Raw genomic sequence first — 18,390 nt, 5'->3', positions numbered from 1 at the left:
ACCGATGTCGTCACTCCCCGAAGCCAAACTGGACGTGCTCCTTGCACATCATGCCTCTCTCGAGGCCGAATCGCTGGGACAGCTCGCCTCCGAGCGCTACGTGCAGATCACGCGCGAGCTCGCCGAGATCACCCCGCTGATCGAGGCGGTGAAGGCCTATCGTGCCGCGGTCAAGGAGCTCGCCGACACCGAAGCGCTGATCGCCGATCCCGCGACCGATGCCGAGATGCGCGGCATGGCGGAAGCCGAACGCGACGAGCTCACGCCGAAAATCGAGGAGCTGGTCCAGAAGATTCGCGTCGCGCTGCTGCCCAAGGACGCCATGGACGACCGCAACGTGGTGCTGGAAATCCGCGCCGGCACCGGCGGCGACGAGGCCTCGCTGTTTGCCGGAGACCTGTTCCGGATGTACGAGCGCTTCGCTGCCTTGCAGGGCTGGAAGGTCGAGGTGATCTCGGCCAGCGAAGGCACCGTCGGCGGTTACAAGGAAATCATCGCGGAGGTGCAGGGCCGCGGCGCGTTCTCCAAGCTGAAGTTCGAATCCGGCGTGCATCGTGTGCAGCGCGTGCCGGACACCGAGACGCAGGGGCGCATCCACACGTCGGCCGCGACGGTGGCCGTGCTGCCAGAGGTCGAGGACGTCGACGTCGACATCAAGAACGACGATTTGCGCATCGAGACCATGCGCGCGCAAGGAGCGGGCGGCCAGCACGTCAACAAGACCGAATCGGCGATCCGCATCACCCACATCCCGACCGGCATCGTGGTGATGATGCAGGACAGCCGCTCGCAGCACAAGAATCGCGCCTCCGCCATGAACATCCTGCGCTCGCGCATCTACGACGCCGAACGCCAGCGCGTCGATGCGGCACGGTCGGCCGAGCGCAAGGAGAAGGTCGGCTCAGGCGACCGCTCCGAGCGCATCCGCACCTACAATTTTCCGCAAGGGCGCGTCACCGACCACCGCATCAACCTGACGCTTTACAAGCTGCCGCAGGTGATCGCGGGCGAAGCGCTTGGCGAGTTGACCGACGCGCTGACCACCGAGCACCAGGCCGCGCAGCTCGCCGCACAGGGCGCGGCGGCCTGATCCCGGCCTCAGCGCACCTTTGCCAGGAACGAGCGCAGGATCTTGCCCAACGCGGGTGCAGCGGCGCTCAGCTCGTCCAGGTGAATGCGCGAAAGCGAGCGCAGCTTCTGCTCGCCCTTGGCAGTCAGCTTGACCAGGACGCGCCTTGCATCCTCGGGATCGGCTTCCCGAGTGATCAGCTTCAGCTTCGCCATGCGGTCTACCAGCTCCACCGCCGTATGGTGCCGGATCAGGAGGAAGCCGGCGATGTCGCCGACGTTGGCGCCGTTGGGGTCGGCCAATCCCTTGATCGCCAGCAGCGCCTGGTGCTGCTGCGGCGTCAACCCGGCGTTCTGGGCCGCGGCTTCGCTGAAGGCGAGGAAAGTGCGCAGCTGGTAGCGGAATTGGGCGAGCGCGGCGTAGTCAGCCTCGCGCATCGCGCCGCCTCTCGACGGCGCAGCGCGCGCCGTGCGTCCGGTCTTCCGCTTCGCGTCAGCCATTCCGTGCCTTTCGACCTCCGCCCGCAGGCGAGCGGGCGCTGCCGAGACTAGCAAGGAAGGCCGGGCGGAACCACCGACGGGCCTCGCAGATGCACAAATATAGGAGGGGCTTGCAGCCCTTCTATTCGAAGTTGGAGAGCAGGATCTTCACCAGGATGACCTGAAACGCGATCGGAATACGAACGCTCTTCCGCCTGATCGAGCGCTGGAGCGCACTGGCGATCTCGGCGCTGGTCAACGCGCCTTCGGATGCATTCGTGATCAACTCACCCCACATCTGCGACAGCGAGCCGCCGGGCGGGATCACCGGCTTGATGGTCACGCCGCAGCCCTGCGCCCAGTCGACGATCTCCCGCATCGTGTGAGGACCGCAATTGCGCGTCGTCGCTAGCCGCTCGGCCGTCAGCGCGAGCAGCAGCTCGCGCGAGGGCGACCAGGTCCCCTTCGGCGGCTGCTCGCCGGTGAGCTCGACCGCGAGCTCCTTCAGGACATTCTGGGCCCGCACGCTCAGTCTCTGCATCGGCACCGGCGTGCGCTTGGCCTGAACGGAGCCGACGGCCGGCCCTCGCTGACCGGCGGACCGGTTGCGCGGCTCCGGCATGCGCGAGGCATCGCCGGACTGCGGCGATGTGCGCTGGTCGCTTCCCTCCCCGGCAGCCCACGCCGCCTCCTGCCGCTCCGCCTCTTGCGGCCAGGACCGTCGCTTCCGGGTACCCGCTACTGTCGTCTGCCGCGGCATCTCTCTCGCCGAACCCGCCAATCTCGTACTCACAAAGACTAATATATATCGTGATCCGATATGTTTTCACGCGATAATTTTCGCCGTTCGACCAAAGGCGAAATTGACAGAAGGAGTTCACAAGCAATGTTTACGTCCAGGAGCTACACGCGGATGTGACGTGCCCGGTGCAGGCAGGCCTTTCGAGGCCGGTTGCCGCCGGACAGGTCGTCTTTTGCCTGCAAACAAGAACGATATCCGGAGGAAACGATCATGACTGACCATCTCATTCGCCGTGGCCTCTCGCGCCGCGGCCTGCTCCAGACCACGGCAGGCCTCATCGGCGGCTCGGTGCTGCCCGCGATACCGGCCTTCGCCGAGGACAAGCCGGCCGTCGGCTCCTATCCCGCGGGCGTTTCGGGTTCCAGCGCCTTCATCGGAATCTCGGTGCCGCGCACCGGCACCTATGCCGTGCAGGGCGAGGACGAGCTCAAGGGCTATCAGCTCGCGATCGAGCACATCAACAGCGGTCACGACCTGATCAAGAAGATCTCGCCGAAGACCAGCAAGGGCGTGCTCGGCAAGGAGCTGAAATTCGGCGTCGCGGATTCCGCGGCCAAGCCGAACGAGGCGGTGCAGGCGCAGCAGCGCTTCATCAGCGAGAACAAGGCGATCATGATCACCGGCGGCACCTCGAGCGCCGTTGCGGTCGCGCTGAACAAGCTCGCCCAGCGCGAGAAGGTGATCTTCGTCTGCGGCATCTCCGGCTCGAACGACACCACCGGCAAGGACTGCGTCCGCTACGGCTTCCGCCAGAATTTCTTCGGCCAGACCGCCGCGGCGGCGATCGGCCCCGTCATGGTCAAGGAGTTCGGCAAGGGCAAGAAGGCTGCGTATCTCACGCCTGATTACACCTACGGTCACACCGTCACCAAGTCGATGCAGGACTTCCTTGCGTCCGCCGGCTGGACCACCGTGACCAACCAGGTCGCGCCGCTGGGCGCGCCCGACTATTCCTCGTATCTGCTGAACGTCGCGAATTCCGGCGCCGACGTGCTGATCAACGTCAACTGGGGCCACGATGCGGTGCTGTCGACCCAGCAGGCCAAGCAGTTCGGCGTGCTCGACAAGATGAAGCTGGTCGTCCCCTACCAAGTGCCCTTCATCGCGCGCGAGACCGGCGGGCTGATGCAGGGCGTCTACGCCGCCACCGACTATTGGTGGACGCTCGAGGACAAGTTTCCGCTCGCCAAGATGTTCAACGAGGCCTTCGAGAAGAAGTACGGCTACAAGCCGGAATGGGGCGCGGAGAACGCCTATGTCAGCTTCGCGCACTGGGCCCGCATGTGCGAGCAGGCCGGCAGCTTCAACCCGCCCGACGTGATCAAGGCCTATGAGAAGGGCGAGACGCTGCCATCCCTGGTCGGCGACGTGCATTACCGCCCCGAGGACCATCAGTGCGTCCGCCCGGTGATCATCGTCAAGGGCAAGCAGCAGAAGGACATGAAGACCAAGGAGGACTGGTACGATGTGGTCGAGGTCGTCCCCGGCGAAGGCCTGATGCAGAAGCCGGACGCCTTCGGCTGCCATCCCGGCGACTACAGCTGAGCTCGCGCTAATCCTCTGTGACGCCGTAGGTCGCTTCCGGCTCCTGCGGCGTCACCCTTTTTTGCGCACCGCCGGAACGCGCCACAACCGTGATCATTGCATGATTAGTTGGCCCAACCTCGTCTCGCAGCTCTTCAACGGGCTCGCGCTCGGCGCGCTGCTCGCGCTGATCAGCTCCGGCCTGACCATTATCTACGGCACGCTCGGCGTGCTCAACCTCGCGCATGGCGCGATGTTCATGATCGGCGGCTATGCCGGGTTCGTCGCCTATCAGTACACGGAATCGTTCATCCTTGCCGTGATCGCGGGCTCGCTGTTCGTGATGCTGCTGGGCGTTGCAATGGAACGCGTCATCATTCGCCATTTCTATCATCGGCCGCACGAGGATCAGTTGCTGGTGACGTTCGGGCTCGGCATCTGCTTCGTCGAGGTCATCCGGCTGATCTTCTCCAGCCAGTCGCAGCTGGTCCCGCCGCCGGCGATATTCCAGGGCATCACCAATCTCGGCTTCATGTTCTATCCAACCTACCGCCTCGCGGTGGTCGGCATCGTCGCGATCGCACTCGGTGCGCTGTTCATCATCCTCTACCGGACCCGGCTCGGCATGATCGTGCGGGCCGGCATCGAGGATTCGGTGATGGTGGATTCGCTCGGTATCAATGTCTACCGGGTCTTCATGGTGGTGTTCGGCATCGGCGCGATGGCCGCCGGCTTTGCCGGCATCGTCAACGCGCCGGTGGTGTCGCTGACGCCGGGCATCGGTGACGACATCCTGGTCCAGACCTTCGTGGTGGTGGTGATCGGCGGCGTCGGCTCGTTCCCAGGCGCGATCCTGGGCGGCCTGATCGCCGGCGAGATCATCAGCGTCACCTCCATGTTCAACCCCGGCTACGCCTATGTGATGCTGTTTGCGGCGATGACGCTCGTGCTCGTGGTGCGACCGCATGGCCTGCTCGGCGTCCAGGGCCGAGAGTAAGTGATGCTCAAGCAACGCCCCTTCCTGATCGAGACGCTGACGGCCATCGGCCTGATCGTGGCTCCCTTCGTGCTGCCCCATCTCGGCTTCGCGCCCAACACCGTGAACCGGATCCTGGTCTGGGGCCTGTTCGGCCTCGGCTTCGACATCCTGTTCGGCTTCACCGGCCTGTTGTCGTTCGGCCAGTCCGCCTTCTACGGCACCGGCGGCTTCGTCGCCGCCTACCTCCTGACCCGCGCCGGCTTCGGCAACGTGCTGGGCGCGCTGATCATCGGCATGATCGCAGCGGCTGCGACCGGCTACCTGATCGGCCTGATCGCGCTCCGCCGCACCGGCATCTACTTCGCCATGATCACGGTCGCGATTGCGGAAGTGTTCTTCTTCGTCGAGTTCAACCCGCTCTCCGACTTCACCGGCGGCGAGAACGGCCTGCCGGGCGTGCCGACGCCGAGCTTCAATCTCGGCTTCACCACCGTTCACTTCACCAACGGCTGGTCGCTCTATCAGTTCATCGCGCTGTGCTATTTCATCGGCGTCATCATCGCGCTCAGGATCGTGCGCTCGCCGGTCGGCGCCATTTTCAGCGCGATCCGGGACAATCCGCTGCGCGCCACCGCGGTCGGCCACAACATCCACGGCTACAAGCTGACGGCCTTCGTGATCGCAGCCGCTTACGCCGGTTTCGCCGGCGGCCTGCTCGGCGTGCTCCAGGCCTTCATGCCGCCGGACGCCTTCACTTTCGACACGTCCGGCCAGCTCGTGATGCAGACCGCCATTGGCGGCCGAGGCACGCTGTTCGGGCCGCTGGTCGGCGCGACCGTCTGGCTGTTCCTTCAGGATTTCCTCCAATCCGCGCTGGGCTTAGGTGCCGCCTGGAAGCTGGTGCTTGGCGTCGTGTTCGTGCTGCTGGTCTGCTTCCTGCGCGGCGGCATCATCGGCGGTCTTGCGGACCTTTATCGCCTTCTCTCCGGCAGGCGTAAGCGGAGCGATACGGAGGCCGAGCCGGACACTGAGACGACACTGCACCTTGCGCCGGCGCCGATGCAGGCCAAGGAGGTCGCGCACCCCGCTTATTCCGGGCCCATCCTGAAAGCCACCGGTCTCACCAAGCGCTATGGCGGCCTCGTCGCCAACAGCGACATCGATTTCAGCGTCAATCAAGGCGAGCTGCGCGGCATCATCGGCCCCAACGGCGCCGGCAAGTCGACCTTCTTCAAGATGCTGACCTGCGAGATCGCGCCGACCTCCGGCCAGATCGTGTTCGAGGGGCGCGACATCACGGGATTGAAGGTCACCGAGGTTTGCCAGCTCGGGCTCACCAAGAGCTACCAGGTCAACCAGCTCTTCACCGGGCTGACGGTACGGCAGAACCTGACGATCGCCGCGCTCGCCGAGCTGCGTGGAAAGTTCCGCCTCGATCTCTTCCGCAAGCTCTCCAGCGTCAAAGGCCTGACGGAGCAGGTGGAGCATACGCTCGCTCTGGTCAATCTGGCCCGCCGCGCCGACACGCCGGTCGCCGAACTCGCTTATGGCGAGAAGCGCCGGCTCGAGATCGGGCTCGCACTCGCGACCTCGCCGCGGCTGCTGCTGCTCGACGAGCCGCTCGCGGGCATGAGCCCGCGCGAGCGGGTCGAGACCGTCAAGCTGCTCAAATCGATCGCGCGCGGCCGCACCATGATCATCATCGACCACGACATGGATTCGCTGTTCGAGCTGGTCGAGCGCGTGACGGTGCTTCAGGAGGGCAAGGTGCTGCTCGACGGCACACCGGAGGAAATCCGGACCAACGCCGCGGTGCAGGAGGCTTATCTCGGCGGCGTGCACGGGGAGATCGCCGCATGAGCCTGATCGAGGTCAACGGCCTGAACAGCTATTACGGGGATTCCCACATCCTGTTCGACGTCGCCATGCACGTCGAACGTCACGAGGTGGTGGCGCTGCTCGGCCGCAACGGCGCCGGCAAGAGCACGACGCTGAAGAGCCTGATGGGCGTCGTGACGCCGCGCAGCGGCAGCGTGAAGTTCGACGGTATCGACATCGCCGGACGCAGGAGCCACAGAATCGCGCAGGCGGGCATGCAGCTCGTGCACGAGGAGCGCCGTATCTTCGGCAGCCTGTCGGTGGAGGAGAACATCGTCCTTGCCGGGATTACCGCGCCGAAGCGCTGGCCGCTCGACCGCATCTACGAGATGTTTCCACGGCTGAAGGAGCGGCGCAACAACCGCGGCACCGAGCTCTCCGGCGGCGAGCAGCAGATGCTCGCGATCGCGCGGGCGCTGGTGCGAGATCCCAAGATCGTGCTGCTGGACGAGCCGTTCGAGGGGCTCGCGCCCGTCATCGTCCACGATCTCGTCAAGGCCTGCCGCGAGCTGGCGGCGGCCGGCCAGACCATCGTGCTGGTCGAGCAGAATTTGGCGGCGACGCTGGCGCTGGCGAGCCGGATCTACATCATCAACAACGGTCATATCGTGCACGAGGGCCCGGCACAGGAGCTCAAGGCCCAGCCGGAGCTGCTGCAGCGCTATCTCGGCGTCTAGCCACCCGCCGAGCTCGGCTGTCAGGTTCAGCCGCCAAGCGCCGCGATCATCCGTTTGGCGTGATCGGCGAGCACGGCCATATCTTCCTTGCGGGTCTGCGCCGGCAAGAGGTCGACGCCGGCCCTGACAGGCATGACGTGCATGTGCAGGTGAAGCACCACCTGCCCGCTGGCCGGCTCGCTGAACTGCTGGAGGATGATACCCTCCGCGTCAAACGCCTTCATTGCCGCAATCGCGATTCGCTTGGCCGTCCGGGCGACGGCGGCAAGGTCGTCCTCCGCAATATCCAGGATGCCGCGCGCCGGCGCCCGCGGAATCACCAGCGTGTGCCCGGGCGCGCGCGGCATGATGTCGAGGAAGGCCAGGCTGCGCTCGTCCCTGAAAACCTCGAAGCAGGGAATCTCGCCGCGCAGGATCTTTGCGAAGACGTTCTGATCGTCATAGGCCGTCATCGACCCCTCCGTCGCTTGCGAGGCGCGATCAAACGCGCTCCTTTCCGTTGACGCAAGCGAACCGGCCGATCTATCCACGATGGCAGGCAGGATGGCTCCATTGGCGACAAATAACGTTCCCGGACATAATGTCGAGAGTGCGCGGCGCGCGCTCGCGGCACGGCTGCAAGCGGCCGGCATCGAGGAGGCGGCCCTCGATGCGCGCCTTCTCGTCGGCGCCGCGCTGGAGCTCGATCTGACCGGCATGGTGACGCAGGCATCACGACAACTCACGCCTGAGGAGACCACGCAGCTCGAACGATACGCGCAACGCCGGCTCGCGCATGAGCCGGTGGCCCGCATTCTGGGCGTGCGAGACTTCTGGGGCATGCCGTTGCGGTTGTCCGAGGCGACGCTGGTACCGCGGCCGGACACCGAGACCGTCGTCGAACTGGCGCTCGAGATCTTCCGCGGGCTGGCGATTTCGGGGCGGCGCCCGCGAATCGCCGATATCGGTGTCGGATCAGGCGCCATCCTGCTCGCATTGCTGTGGGAGATTCCCGACGCGTTTGGCGTCGGCACCGATGTAAGCCCGACGGCGCTCGATACGGCGCGCGACAATGCGGCCGCCCTGGGCCTCGCCGGCCGCGCCGGCTTCGTCGCCTGCTCCTATCTGACGGCGCTGCGCGGCCCGTTTGACCTCATCGTCTCGAACCCGCCCTATATTCCCTCCGCCGAAATCCCGAGACTGAGCATCGAGGTGCGCGACCACGATCCGCATCTGGCGCTCGACGGCGGCAATGACGGATATGACGCCTATCGCGCCCTGATCCCGCAGGCCGCCGAGCGTCTCGCCCCCGGCGGAGCGCTGATCGTCGAGGCCGGACAGGGGCAGGCCAGAAATATTGAAACCTTGATGATAGCTGGCGCGTTAACGGTGGACAGGCCACCCAAGGCCGACCTGGCGGGCATTCCGCGGGCCGTTTCGGCCCGAAAAATGCCCCCATAAAAGCCGGATTGGCTTGCAAAAAGCTCTTGGAATATCCCTTGGGAACGACTACGTTCCGATCAACACATCGGTGCCGGCCCCGTAGACCTACGGGCGAAAGCCGGGCTCTCGGGCGAGAGCTTTACTGATAAAGGTTCCAAGCCGCAGGTCCTGTGAAGCGCGATAGCCAGTGGAGCTGCGCTGCTCTCCGACCGCAAAGTGAACGAAAGCCTGATATTGCGCTTGAAGACTTACGCAACACAGCTGGGCTTGTTTCGGCAGGCAAAATGAATGGGTTCGCTGGCGATCAGTGCTGGCGGGTGGGGAACGCGTCCTTGTTGAACGCGACGGTCGACGAACATCGGCAGGGTTCGATCCGCTCTTGCGCGTGGTGCGCGCGAGCGATGTGAACCGCTGTCACCAGGTCACTCCTAGCAATCGTAATGCGTGCAACGTTTAGGGCTGGAATTAAAGGCAGGACATGAGAAACGGTCAGAACAAGCAGCGGATGCGCAACCGCAACAATAACAATAACAACAACAACCGGCGCAGCCAGAACCCGATGACCCGGGTCTACGAGTCCAACGGACCCGACATCAAGATCCGCGGCACCGCCTCGCACATCGCTGAAAAGTATCTCCAGCTCGCACGCGACGCGCGCTCTTCGGGCGACCCCGTTGCAGCCGAGAACTACTACCAGCACGCCGAGCATTATTTCCGCCTGATCGCCGCGGCCCAGGAACAGTTCCGCCAGAACCAGCAGCCGCGCGGTGACGAGCCGATCAGCAGCAACAGCGACGACGGCGACGACGACGGCGAGAATTTCTCGAATTTCGGCCAGGAGCCGGGCTTCGTCCCGCAGCCGCAACAGCAGCAGCCCTTCGCGCGCGACCGCGACGGCCAGCGCGATCATCACCAGCGTGATCATCAGCAGCGCGACAACCAGCCCTATCAGCGCGATCAGCAGCAACCGCGCGAGCACCGCGAGCGCGACCATCGCCCGCAGCCGCAATATCAGCCCCAGCCGCAACCGCAGAATCAGCCGCAGCCCGTCGTCACCGACACCGGCAGCGTCGATCGCCTGCCCTCCTTCATCACCGGCGCGCAGCCGCAGGTGAACGGCGGCGCGAATGGCGGCCAGGCCGGTTTCGAGGGCGGAGCCGGCGGTGGCGAACGCTTCCCGCGCCGGCGGCGCCGGCCGCATGGCCCGCGCCCCGAGCGCGAAGCAGCTCCGGCCGCATCCGGCGATGATCTCGCGCCCAGCGAGTAAGTGAGCTTCTTCTGATCGACTGATCTGGAATCGTCCCGGCCTTGCCGGGACGATTTGTTTTTGACGACCATCGGTCGCGGCAACGCTTGTGACCTAGCTGCGCGTCACCGTCGTCGAGGATGGCACCAGCACGGGCTTCGCGAGCGACGGAATCAGCCGTGCCCGCTCGCGCTTGGCGGGGATCGCGCGGTAGACCTGCTTGGTTGCCTCCACGATATGGACGCCTGCAAAGGGCAGCGACAGTGCCGCACCGGCGCGCTCCCACATCTGCGCCGATTTCAGCACCCAGCCGCCGGCATAGGGCGGCATGAACAGCGCCTCGCCCCAGGCGGTCGGCGTGAACCAGGTCTGGCGCAGCAGATCGGTGATCTGCGAGCGCGAATAGGGCCGGCCGTGACCGAATGGCGTGCTGTCAGTGCGGGTCCACACCCCGCGCCGGTTCGGGATCACGGCGATCACGCGCCCGGACGGCGACAGCACGCGCCATACCTCGCGCAGCAGCGCGGCCGGATCGTCCGACATCTCCAGCGCGTGGACCAGCAGGATGCGGTCGACCGCGGCGTCGGGGAGCGGCAGCGAGAATTCGTCGACCAGCGAGGCCAGCGCCGGCCGTCCCGTCGGCCATTTCAGGACGCCCTGGGCCGCCGGCATGAAGGCGAGGCAGCGCTCGGCGTCTTCGCGGAACAACCCCAGATAGGGGGTGGGATAGCCGAGGCCGAGCACGCGGTGGCCCTCCGCCCTCGGCCAGCGTTCCCTGATGCCGCGATTGATCATTTGCCGCGCCACGATCCCGAGGCGGCGGGAATAGAACTCGCGGAGGTCGACGACGTCGATGGTCATGACGGCAATGTAACATGCGCGAGACCGCGGCCGCGCGCGGAATATTGCATTGCCTGCGCAACGTTAACGCCATATTTGTCTGGCGGGGCTGAGCCCGATGGAGATGACATGGCCGCCGAAATTCGTACTTTCACCTGTTTAAACGACAATTTCGGCTATCTGATCCACGATGTGGAAACCAAGGCGACGGCGTCGATCGACGCGCCTGAGGCCGACCCCATCCTGGCGGCGCTGGAGCGCGAGGGCTGGCAGCTCACCGACATCCTGATCACCCATCATCACGGCGATCATGTCGGCGGGGTCGCCGAACTCAAGCAGAAATACAACTGCCGCGTCGTCGCGCCGCACGACAAGACCACGAAAATTGCGGACGTCGATCTGCGTGTCGCCAATGCCGACGTGATCAAGATCGGCAATCTGCTGGCGCGCGTGCTGGAGACGCCCGGCCACACGCTCGACCACATCTCCTACGTGTTCGACACCGAGAAGACGGTGTTCGCCGCCGACACGCTATTCTCGATCGGCTGCGGCCGCGTGTTCGAGGGCACCTATCCGATGATGTGGGATTCGCTTCTGAAGCTGCGTGCCCTGCCCGACGACTTCAAGCTCTATTGCGGCCACGAATACACGGCCTCCAACGTCAAGTTCGCGCTCACCGTCGATCCCGACAATGCGGCGCTCCAGGCGCGCGCAGCGGAGGTGACGAGGCTCAGGGCCGAGAACAAGCCGACCATTCCCACGCTGCTTGGCGACGAGAAGCGGGCCAACGTGTTCCTGCGCGCCGATGAGCCACAGGTCGCGGCGAGGCTGCACATGAAGGGCGCGGACGCCGCCGCGGTGTTCGGCGAGCTGCGCGAACGCAAGAACAAATCCTGAAGAACAAGTCCTGCAGAAGAAAGTCCTGACTGGATCGATGCCGACTGCAGCCGAGATCATCGCGCGCCTCGAACTCCGTCCGCATCCCGAGGGCGGCCACTATCGCGAGACGTTTCGCGACCAGACCACGGACGCCAACGGGCGTTCGCGCTCGACCCTGATCTACTTCCTGCTGGCACGCGGCGAGCGTTCGCACTGGCATCGCGTCGATGCGGTCGAGACATGGCACTATTACGCCGGCAGTCCCTTGATGCTGCGCATCGCCCATGACGGCTGCTCGCAGCACCAGGTGCGGCTCGGCAGTGACCTTGCGAATGGAGACCGGCCGCAGGCGATCGTGCCGGCGCAGGCCTGGCAATCCGCGGAGACGACGGGCGAGTGGACGCTGGTCGGCTGCACCGTGGCCCCGGCATTCGAATTCGCAGGCTTCGAGCTCGCACCACAGGGCTGGGAGCCGTAGGCTCGCACCGTCATTCCGGGTTCGCACTTCGCGCGCCCCGGAATGACAATCACCGCTTCCGCAGCACCATATCCTTCGCGGCGATCAAACCGCCACCGGCAATCAGGATCGCAGCAATCGCGATGTTGGCGCTGGCCTTGGCGAAACCGGCGGCGATGAGGAAGCCGGTCGAGAGCAACGGCGTCGCGTAAGAGGCGGCGCCGAGCACGCGGATGTCGCCGCGCTTCATGCCGATGTCCCAGGCGTAGAACGCGGCACCGACCGGACCGATGCCGAGCGCGATCACCGAGAGCCATTGCAGCGTGGTCTCCGGCCAGACGGTGGTCTCGAGCAGGCCATGCATCAGCGCGGCAAGCACGGCGGTGGCCAGACAGAATCCGGCGACCGCATCGGTCGGCACGGCCTTGAGCCGGCGCGACAGCACCGAATAGGCCGCCCAGACGAACGCGGCGATGAAGGCCGCGGCCAATCCCGGCACCTGCCCCGCCGCGAAGCCGGAAGTGTTGCCGGCGAACAGCAGCACGGTGCCGACGAGGCCGAGCATCGCGCCAACGATGTGATGGAGGGCGAGCCGCTCGCCCGGCAGAAAGGACGAGAACAGCACGATCAGCAGCGGCCACAGATAATTCAGCAAGCCGGCTTCGGCTGGCGGCGCGAAGCGCAGCGCGAGGAAATACAGCGCGTGATAGCCGAACAGGCCGCCGACGCCGACAGCCCAGACGACCAGCGGCTGACGCAGGCTCTTCGCCGCCTCGCCGCGGCCGATCCAGGTGAGCAGGCCGACCAGGCCGCCGATGGCGAAGGTCATCGCGGCGAGCTGGAACGCCGGGATCGTTCCGGTCGCCACCGTCATCACCGACAGCAGCGACCACATCAGGATCGCGGTCAATCCGATCAGCGTGGCTGTGCGCGGGGTCATTGACGAAGGCTCTGAGGACAACGATGCCCGGCGCGAGGCCGGGCATTGTCGTCTTCACTAACGCCTTGTCGCGCCTGAAGCTACAGGCTTTTGACCTGAAGGCTTGGCGTCCTATCAGGCCTGATACTGGCCGCCATTGATGGTCATCGTCGAGCCCGTGATGAAACCGGCCTCGTCGGCCGCCAGGAACACGACCGCCCGGGCGATCTCCTCGGGCTCGCCGAGCCGGCTCACCGGGATCTGCGGGATCACGTTCTTCTCCAGAACGTCCTTCGGCACCGCCTGCACCATTTCGGTGTTGATGTAGCCAGGGCAGATCGCATTGACGGTGATGCCGCCCTTGGCATTCTCCAGCGCGAGCGCCTTGGTGAAGCCGATGTCGCCGGCCTTCGCCGCGGAATAATTGACCTGACCGAACTGCCCCTTCTGGCCGTTGATCGACGAGATCGAGATGATGCGGCCGAACTTGCGCGCACGCATGCCCTCGATGACCGGACGCGTCATGTTGAACAGCGAGCCGAGATTGGTGTTGATGACCGCGTTCCACTGCTCCAGCGTCATCTTGTGGAAGGCAGTGTCGCGGGTGATGCCGGCGTTGTTGACGAGCACCTCGACCGGCCCGAGATCGGCCTCGACCTTTTTCACGCCCTCGGCGCAGGCATCGAAACTGCTGACGTCCCATTTGTAGACGACGATGCCGGTCTCGGCCTTGAACTTCTCCGCCGCCGTATCGTTGCCGGCGTAGCTCGCCGCAACCTTGTATCCCGCCGCTTTCAGTGCCTTGCTGATCGCAGCACCGATGCCCCGCGTACCACCCGTGACCAATGCAACACGTGCCATGTCGTATTCCTTCCCTTGGACTCTTCGGACGTTTCTGAAGCGACTTTTTTTAACGTTGGATTATGCGGTTGGTTTGACGGACATCAAGAACAAAACGCCCGGCGTTGAGCCGGGCGTTTGTATTTAGTCGAGGCCTGCAAGATTGCGAAGAATATTTGATTTGCAACCGCTGCCTTTTTAGTCGCGTGCAACGCACTCACTGACGTGTGCAGCGCACGCGCAAACTGCGCGTAAGCTGCATGTCAGCTATCTTCAGTCGCGCGCGATGCACATCGCGATGCCCATGCCGCCGCCGATGCACAGCGTGGCGAGGCCCTTCTTCGAATCGCGCTTCTGCATCTCGTGCAGCAGCGTCACCAGGACGCGTGCGCCGGACGCGCCGACCGGATGACCGATCGCGATCGCGCCGCCGTTGACGTTGACCTTGGAGGTATCCCAGCCGAGATCCTTGTTGACGGCGCAGGCTTGCGCCGCGAAGGCCTCGTTGGCCTCGATCAGGTCGAGATCGCCGACATTCCAGCCGGCCTTCTTCAGCGCGGCGCGCGAGGCCGGGATCGGGCCCGAACCCATGATCTTCGGATCGACGCCGGCCTGCGCCCAGGACACGATCCGCGCGAGCGGCTTCTTGCCTTCCTTGGCGGCCTGCTTGGCGGTCATCAGCACCACGGCGGCGGCGCCGTCATTGATGCCGGATGCCGAGCCCGCAGTGACCGTGCCGTCCTTTTCGAAGGCGGGCTTGAGCTTGGCCATGCCGTCGAGCGTGGCGCCGTGACGCGGATATTCGTCGGCGCTGACGACGATGTCGCCCTTGCGGGTCTTGATGGTGACGGGAACGATCTCGTCGGTGAACTTGCCGGCCTTCTGCGCCGCTTCGGCCTTCTGCTGCGAGGCGACCGCGAACTCGTCCTGCTGGGCGCGGGTGATCTGCCACTGCCGTGCGACGTTCTCGGCGGTGTTGCCCATGTGGTAGCCGTTGAAGGCATCCCACAGGCCGTCCTTGATCATGGTGTCGACGAACTCGACGGCACCCATCTTGACGCCGCCACGCAGATATTGGGCGTGCGGAGCCATGCTCATGGATTCCTGGCCGCCGGCGACCACGATTTCGGAATCGCCGTTGAGCAGCGCCTGGTAGCCGAGCGCGACCGTGCGCAGGCCGGAGCCGCAAAGCTGGTTGACGCCCCAGGCCGGGCTCTCCACCGGAATGCCGGCGGCGATCGAGGCCTGGCGGGCCGGGTTCTGGCCCTGGGCGGCGGTCAGGATCTGACCCATGATGACTTCCGAGACCCGACCGGGCTCGATGCCACCGCGCTCCAGCGCGGCCTTGATGGCAATGGCGCCGAGATCGTGGGCGGGAAGGGTCGCGAACGCTCCGTTGAAGCTTCCGACCGGGGTGCGGGCGGCGCTGACGATGACGACATCGTCTGACATGGGCATCTCCTGAGGCTTGAGGTTTCTTGAAAGGGGGCAGGCGGGGCTTTGAGAAAACGGCTCGCCAGTCTCGTCAGCCATCCTGTTAACGTCGTTGAGGCATGTCAATCGGCCGGCGACCGAATTCATGCCGCAGCGCATTCAAAATAGCGTTCTTGGCGCTTTCGCAAGCATGATTTTGCTCTGCGATTAACCGTGCCGCACAAAACGGTAGCGTGACCCCTTTGAAAATGCTTATTTTGTTGCGTTGCGTACTCTTCCCGCCCTGCGGCATGGCCCGCCGGGTTCCCGTTCTCCGTGCTTGCAAGTGAGAGCCCATGGCGAAATCAGACCAACCCACAACCATCAAGAAATACGCGAACCGCCGGCTCTATAACACCGGAACGAGTACCTACGTGACGCTGGAAGACCTCGCCGCGATGGTCAAGGATGGCGAAGATTTCCTGGTCTATGACGCCAAGACCGGCGACGACATCACCCGCTCCGTGCTCGCCCAGATCATCTTCGAGCAGGAGAACAAGGCCGGCCAGAACCTGCTCCCGACCACCTTCCTGCGCCAGCTCATCCGCTTCTACGGCGACAGCATGCAGATGGTGGTGCCGAAATATCTGGAGCAGTCGATCGCGACCCTGACCCAGGAGCAAGAGAAGTTCCGCAAGCAGATCGCCAACACCCTGTCCGGTACTCCTTTTGCTCCTTTGGAAGAACAAGTCCGCCGTAACATGGAGCTGTTCCAGCAGACCTTCTCGATGTTCAAGCCGTTTGCTCCCAATGCGGGCCGCCCGGCGACCGGCACGGAGCCGGAGCCCGACGCGAACGCCGAGGCGCCGAAGGACAACAACATCGACGATTTGCGCCAGCAGATGAAGGACATGCAGGAACGCCTCGAGCGCATGTCGAAGAAGGACGAGTAGGCCTTCCCGGTCGGGCTCGCGCGTCGGCCTGCGTTCGACGCCACCAACTCCATTGTCGTCCCGGCCCCCGTGCGCAATGGCGCACCAGGCAGGGACGACGTTGGACAGGTATGGGAGCCCCTCCAGCCTAAAACCTGAAAAACAACCCCATGCACAGTAGAAACGGGGTTGAAAGAGCTGAGTAATTTCGGCATCCCCGAAGCGGACTTGCTCGGTCGGGCGAACACTTGTAACATTCCGTCATCGCCGACCGCGGCTGTCGGATCCTCTCCGCCCATCGCTGCCATGTCCGACCGCACCATCCATTGGGACAACGTCTACGCCACCAAGGGCGAGGCCGAGGTCAGCTGGTTTCAGGACCGTCCGACCATCTCGCGCGACATGATCCGCGCGGCCAATCCGGATCACGACGCGGCGATCATCGATATCGGCGGGGGCGCTTCGCGGCTGGTCGATGCTCTTCTTCAAGACGGATATCGCGATCTCACCGTGCTGGACCTCTCCGCCAACGCGCTCGACGCGGTGAAGACGCGAATCGGTCAGGCCTCTTCCGCGGTCGACTGGATCGTTGCCGACGCCACGACTTGGCGGCCGGCCAGGACTTACGATGTGTGGCACGACCGCGCGGCGTTTCACTTCCTGACCGACCCCCGTGACAGGGCGGCTTACGTCGAGCGGCTGCGATCGGCGATTGCGCCTGGCGGCCAGATCATCATCGCGACCTTTGCGCCCGATGGTCCGGAGAAATGCAGCGGCTTGCCGGTGCAACGCCATGACAGCGGCAGCCTTGCTGCAGAGTTCGGGCCGGAGTTCGAACTGGTCGAGACGCAACGCGAGACGCATCATACGCCGTGGAATTCGACGCAGGCGTTTCAGTTCAGCCGGTTCAGGCGGCAGAAGTAGGTCTCGTCATGGCCGGGCTTGTCCCGGCCATCCACGCATCACGACACGCGAGGAAGAACGTGGATGCCCGGGACAAGCCCGGGCATGACGGCGGAAAGTGCGGATCACGCCGCCAGCTTCACCGCATGCGCGAAGTCCCAATAGAGCTTGCGCGCTTTGGCGTAGAACGGGCCAGGCTTCAGCTCGCGCTCGTCGATGCGGATCACCGGGGCGACCTTGGCGAAATTGCCGGTGGAGAAGATCTCGTCAGCAGCCTGGAAGTCGGCATAGCGCAACGTCTTCTCGACCACGGTGACGCCGTCGCCGCGAAGCAGGGTGATGACGCGCTGGCGCGTGATGCCGTTGAGGAAGGTGCCGTTCGGCACCGGCGTATAGACCACGCCGTCCTTGGCCATGAACACGTTGGAATTGCCGAACTCGGCGACGTTGCCGAGCATGTCGAGCATCAGCGCGTTCTGGAAGCCGCGCGAGGCGGCTTCCGCGAGCGCGCGTGAATTGTTCGGGTAGAGGCAGGCCGCCTTCGCCTCGACCGGGGCGCATTCGGCTGTGGGCCTGCGGAATGGCGACAGGGTGATGGCGTTGCCGACGGGTTTGGGCATCGGCGCCTCGTAGATGCACAGGCACCAATTGGTGGTCTCTGGGTCGAACAGCACGCCGCCGCCCGAGCCGTTCTGCGCCCAATACATCGGACGGACATAGAGCTCGGCATTGGCCGCAAAGCGGGCAATGCCTTCGGTTGCGAGCGTAAGCCAGGTGCCGGTATCGACCACCGGCTTCAGGCCAAAATTGATCGCGGATTGATTGGCGCGGGCGACGTGACGATCGAGATCGGGCGCAACACCCTCGAACGCGCGTGCACCGTCGAACACGATCGAGCCGAGCCAGGCCGCATGCGTGCGCGGGCCCATGATCGGCACATTGCCGTCGTGCCATTTACCCTCGAAGAAGGTCCAGCTCGGCGAATATTCGATCGGCTTCCTGATCTCGGCCATATCAGGCCTCCCCTTGGCGTGCTGTCGCATTATAGCGCCACTATTGGACGCAACATCTAAATGATTCCCTGCGCGGAAGTGGTGGGCTACCCTCTCCCGCACGGGAAGAAGGAGGCAG

The 18,390-nt window shown here is 64.7% G+C and carries 19 protein-coding genes; 11 read left to right on the top strand and 8 right to left on the bottom strand.

Features of this window, described 5'->3' with window-relative positions:
- The first annotated feature begins 4 nt into the window (after positions 1-4).
- Complete coding sequence (gene prfA, locus RAD04_RS30340; protein ID WP_461626738.1) at positions 5-1,090, top strand: peptide chain release factor 1; 1,086 nt, start codon at positions 5-7, stop codon at positions 1,088-1,090.
- 8 nt (positions 1,091-1,098) lie between these two features.
- Here prfA and RAD04_RS30335 read toward each other — a convergent pair whose 3' ends face one another.
- Entirely contained in the window at positions 1,099-1,569 is a 471-nt protein-coding gene (locus RAD04_RS30335; RefSeq protein WP_461626737.1) for a MarR family winged helix-turn-helix transcriptional regulator, read from the bottom strand.
- Between the two features lie 121 nt (positions 1,570-1,690).
- Positions 1,691-2,170, bottom strand: coding sequence for a hypothetical protein (locus RAD04_RS30330; RefSeq protein ID WP_461626736.1), 480 nt, complete (start codon positions 2,168-2,170; stop codon positions 1,691-1,693).
- Between the two features lie 390 nt (positions 2,171-2,560).
- Between RAD04_RS30330 and RAD04_RS30325 the strand changes: the two genes are divergently transcribed.
- The 4 genes from RAD04_RS30325 to RAD04_RS30310 all read left to right on the top strand — a co-directional run bounded on the left by RAD04_RS30325 (position 2,561) and on the right by RAD04_RS30310 (position 7,408).
- Positions 2,561-3,895 (top strand): substrate-binding protein, encoded by a 1,335-nt coding sequence (locus RAD04_RS30325; protein ID WP_461626735.1) that lies wholly within the window; start codon positions 2,561-2,563, stop codon positions 3,893-3,895.
- 100 nt (positions 3,896-3,995) lie between these two features.
- On the top strand, positions 3,996-4,871 hold the full coding sequence (locus tag RAD04_RS30320; protein ID WP_461621325.1) for a branched-chain amino acid ABC transporter permease: 876 nt from the start codon (positions 3,996-3,998) through the stop codon (positions 4,869-4,871).
- A gap of 3 nt (positions 4,872-4,874) precedes the next feature.
- Entirely contained in the window at positions 4,875-6,713 is a 1,839-nt protein-coding gene (locus RAD04_RS30315) for a branched-chain amino acid ABC transporter ATP-binding protein/permease (protein ID WP_461626734.1), read from the top strand.
- The gene (locus RAD04_RS30310) at positions 6,710-7,408 is read left to right on the top strand and encodes an ABC transporter ATP-binding protein (RefSeq protein WP_461626733.1); all 699 of its coding nucleotides are present in this window, start codon (positions 6,710-6,712) and stop codon (positions 7,406-7,408) included. Before RAD04_RS30315 ends, RAD04_RS30310 begins: the two co-directional genes overlap by 4 nt.
- A 26-nt stretch (positions 7,409-7,434) precedes the next feature.
- Here the strand turns inward: RAD04_RS30310 and RAD04_RS30305 are convergent, their stop codons facing one another.
- Complete coding sequence (locus RAD04_RS30305; RefSeq protein WP_091966062.1) at positions 7,435-7,860, bottom strand: HIT family protein; 426 nt, start codon at positions 7,858-7,860, stop codon at positions 7,435-7,437.
- A gap of 91 nt (positions 7,861-7,951) precedes the next feature.
- On the opposite strand from RAD04_RS30305, the gene prmC reads away from it, so the two are divergent.
- Both prmC and RAD04_RS30295 read left to right on the top strand, forming a co-directional pair.
- On the top strand, positions 7,952-8,848 hold the full coding sequence (prmC, locus tag RAD04_RS30300) for a peptide chain release factor N(5)-glutamine methyltransferase (protein WP_461626732.1): 897 nt from the start codon (positions 7,952-7,954) through the stop codon (positions 8,846-8,848).
- Between the two features lie 460 nt (positions 8,849-9,308).
- Positions 9,309-10,097 (top strand): DUF4167 domain-containing protein, encoded by a 789-nt coding sequence (locus tag RAD04_RS30295; RefSeq protein ID WP_461626731.1) that lies wholly within the window; start codon positions 9,309-9,311, stop codon positions 10,095-10,097.
- Between the two features lie 93 nt (positions 10,098-10,190).
- Here the strand turns inward: RAD04_RS30295 and RAD04_RS30290 are convergent, their stop codons facing one another.
- Positions 10,191-10,937, bottom strand: a complete 747-nt coding sequence (locus tag RAD04_RS30290) for a methyltransferase domain-containing protein (protein ID WP_038972812.1) — start codon at positions 10,935-10,937, stop codon at positions 10,191-10,193.
- A gap of 108 nt (positions 10,938-11,045) precedes the next feature.
- Between RAD04_RS30290 and gloB the strand changes: the two genes are divergently transcribed.
- Both gloB and RAD04_RS30280 read left to right on the top strand, forming a co-directional pair.
- Positions 11,046-11,813 carry a hydroxyacylglutathione hydrolase gene (gene gloB / locus RAD04_RS30285; RefSeq protein WP_461626730.1) on the top strand — a complete coding sequence of 256 codons (768 nt, stop codon included), beginning with the start codon at positions 11,046-11,048 and terminating at the stop codon, positions 11,811-11,813.
- A gap of 37 nt (positions 11,814-11,850) precedes the next feature.
- Positions 11,851-12,273, top strand: a complete 423-nt coding sequence (locus RAD04_RS30280; RefSeq protein WP_104465135.1) for a cupin domain-containing protein — start codon at positions 11,851-11,853, stop codon at positions 12,271-12,273.
- A gap of 49 nt (positions 12,274-12,322) precedes the next feature.
- Here the strand turns inward: RAD04_RS30280 and yddG are convergent, their stop codons facing one another.
- From yddG to RAD04_RS30265, 3 genes are all read right to left on the bottom strand, one after another.
- Complete coding sequence (gene yddG, locus RAD04_RS30275; protein WP_179732221.1) at positions 12,323-13,192, bottom strand: aromatic amino acid exporter YddG; 870 nt, start codon at positions 13,190-13,192, stop codon at positions 12,323-12,325.
- A 114-nt stretch (positions 13,193-13,306) separates the two neighbouring features.
- Complete coding sequence (gene phbB / locus RAD04_RS30270) at positions 13,307-14,032, bottom strand: acetoacetyl-CoA reductase (RefSeq protein WP_461626729.1); 726 nt, start codon at positions 14,030-14,032, stop codon at positions 13,307-13,309.
- A gap of 252 nt (positions 14,033-14,284) precedes the next feature.
- Positions 14,285-15,463, bottom strand: coding sequence for an acetyl-CoA C-acetyltransferase (locus RAD04_RS30265; RefSeq protein WP_461626728.1), 1,179 nt, complete (start codon positions 15,461-15,463; stop codon positions 14,285-14,287).
- A 317-nt stretch (positions 15,464-15,780) separates the two neighbouring features.
- Here RAD04_RS30265 and phaR point away from each other — a divergent pair, with 317 nt between their 5' ends.
- Together phaR and RAD04_RS30255 are read left to right on the top strand one after the other, a co-directional pair.
- Positions 15,781-16,377, top strand: a complete 597-nt coding sequence (phaR, locus tag RAD04_RS30260) for a polyhydroxyalkanoate synthesis repressor PhaR (protein ID WP_461626727.1) — start codon at positions 15,781-15,783, stop codon at positions 16,375-16,377.
- Between the two features lie 285 nt (positions 16,378-16,662).
- Positions 16,663-17,280, top strand: a complete 618-nt coding sequence (locus RAD04_RS30255; RefSeq protein ID WP_461626726.1) for a class I SAM-dependent methyltransferase — start codon at positions 16,663-16,665, stop codon at positions 17,278-17,280.
- Positions 17,281-17,384: 104 nt separating this feature from the next.
- Here the strand turns inward: RAD04_RS30255 and RAD04_RS30250 are convergent, their stop codons facing one another.
- Positions 17,385-18,272 carry a branched-chain amino acid aminotransferase gene (locus RAD04_RS30250; RefSeq protein WP_461626725.1) on the bottom strand — a complete coding sequence of 296 codons (888 nt, stop codon included), beginning with the start codon at positions 18,270-18,272 and terminating at the stop codon, positions 17,385-17,387.
- Between the last annotated feature and the right edge of the window lie 118 nt (positions 18,273-18,390).

It is taken from the genome of Bradyrhizobium sp. 25ACV (genome assembly GCF_054863005.1).
This window is presented reverse-complemented; position numbering and strand designations above follow the sequence as displayed.

Bases quoted from the DNA above. Each gene is read 5' to 3' on its own strand.
- prfA (WP_461626738.1), top strand. From the start codon at position 5: ATGTCGTCACTCCCCGAAGCCAAACTGGACGTGCTCCTTGCACATCAT.
- RAD04_RS30335 (WP_461626737.1), bottom strand. From the start codon at position 1,569: ATGGCTGACGCGAAGCGGAAGACCGGACGCACGGCGCGCGCTGCGCCG.
- RAD04_RS30330 (WP_461626736.1), bottom strand. From the start codon at position 2,170: ATGCCGGAGCCGCGCAACCGGTCCGCCGGTCAGCGAGGGCCGGCCGTC.
- RAD04_RS30325 (WP_461626735.1), top strand. From the start codon at position 2,561: ATGACTGACCATCTCATTCGCCGTGGCCTCTCGCGCCGCGGCCTGCTC.
- RAD04_RS30320 (WP_461621325.1), top strand. From the start codon at position 3,996: ATGATTAGTTGGCCCAACCTCGTCTCGCAGCTCTTCAACGGGCTCGCG.
- RAD04_RS30315 (WP_461626734.1), top strand. From the start codon at position 4,875: ATGCTCAAGCAACGCCCCTTCCTGATCGAGACGCTGACGGCCATCGGC.
- RAD04_RS30310 (WP_461626733.1), top strand. From the start codon at position 6,710: ATGAGCCTGATCGAGGTCAACGGCCTGAACAGCTATTACGGGGATTCC.
- RAD04_RS30305 (WP_091966062.1), bottom strand. From the start codon at position 7,860: ATGACGGCCTATGACGATCAGAACGTCTTCGCAAAGATCCTGCGCGGC.
- prmC (WP_461626732.1), top strand. From the start codon at position 7,952: ATGGCTCCATTGGCGACAAATAACGTTCCCGGACATAATGTCGAGAGT.
- RAD04_RS30295 (WP_461626731.1), top strand. From the start codon at position 9,309: ATGAGAAACGGTCAGAACAAGCAGCGGATGCGCAACCGCAACAATAAC.
- RAD04_RS30290 (WP_038972812.1), bottom strand. From the start codon at position 10,937: ATGACCATCGACGTCGTCGACCTCCGCGAGTTCTATTCCCGCCGCCTC.
- gloB (WP_461626730.1), top strand. From the start codon at position 11,046: ATGGCCGCCGAAATTCGTACTTTCACCTGTTTAAACGACAATTTCGGC.
- RAD04_RS30280 (WP_104465135.1), top strand. From the start codon at position 11,851: ATGCCGACTGCAGCCGAGATCATCGCGCGCCTCGAACTCCGTCCGCAT.
- yddG (WP_179732221.1), bottom strand. From the start codon at position 13,192: ATGACCCCGCGCACAGCCACGCTGATCGGATTGACCGCGATCCTGATG.
- phbB (WP_461626729.1), bottom strand. From the start codon at position 14,032: ATGGCACGTGTTGCATTGGTCACGGGTGGTACGCGGGGCATCGGTGCT.
- RAD04_RS30265 (WP_461626728.1), bottom strand. From the start codon at position 15,463: ATGTCAGACGATGTCGTCATCGTCAGCGCCGCCCGCACCCCGGTCGGA.
- phaR (WP_461626727.1), top strand. From the start codon at position 15,781: ATGGCGAAATCAGACCAACCCACAACCATCAAGAAATACGCGAACCGC.
- RAD04_RS30255 (WP_461626726.1), top strand. From the start codon at position 16,663: ATGTCCGACCGCACCATCCATTGGGACAACGTCTACGCCACCAAGGGC.
- RAD04_RS30250 (WP_461626725.1), bottom strand. From the start codon at position 18,272: ATGGCCGAGATCAGGAAGCCGATCGAATATTCGCCGAGCTGGACCTTC.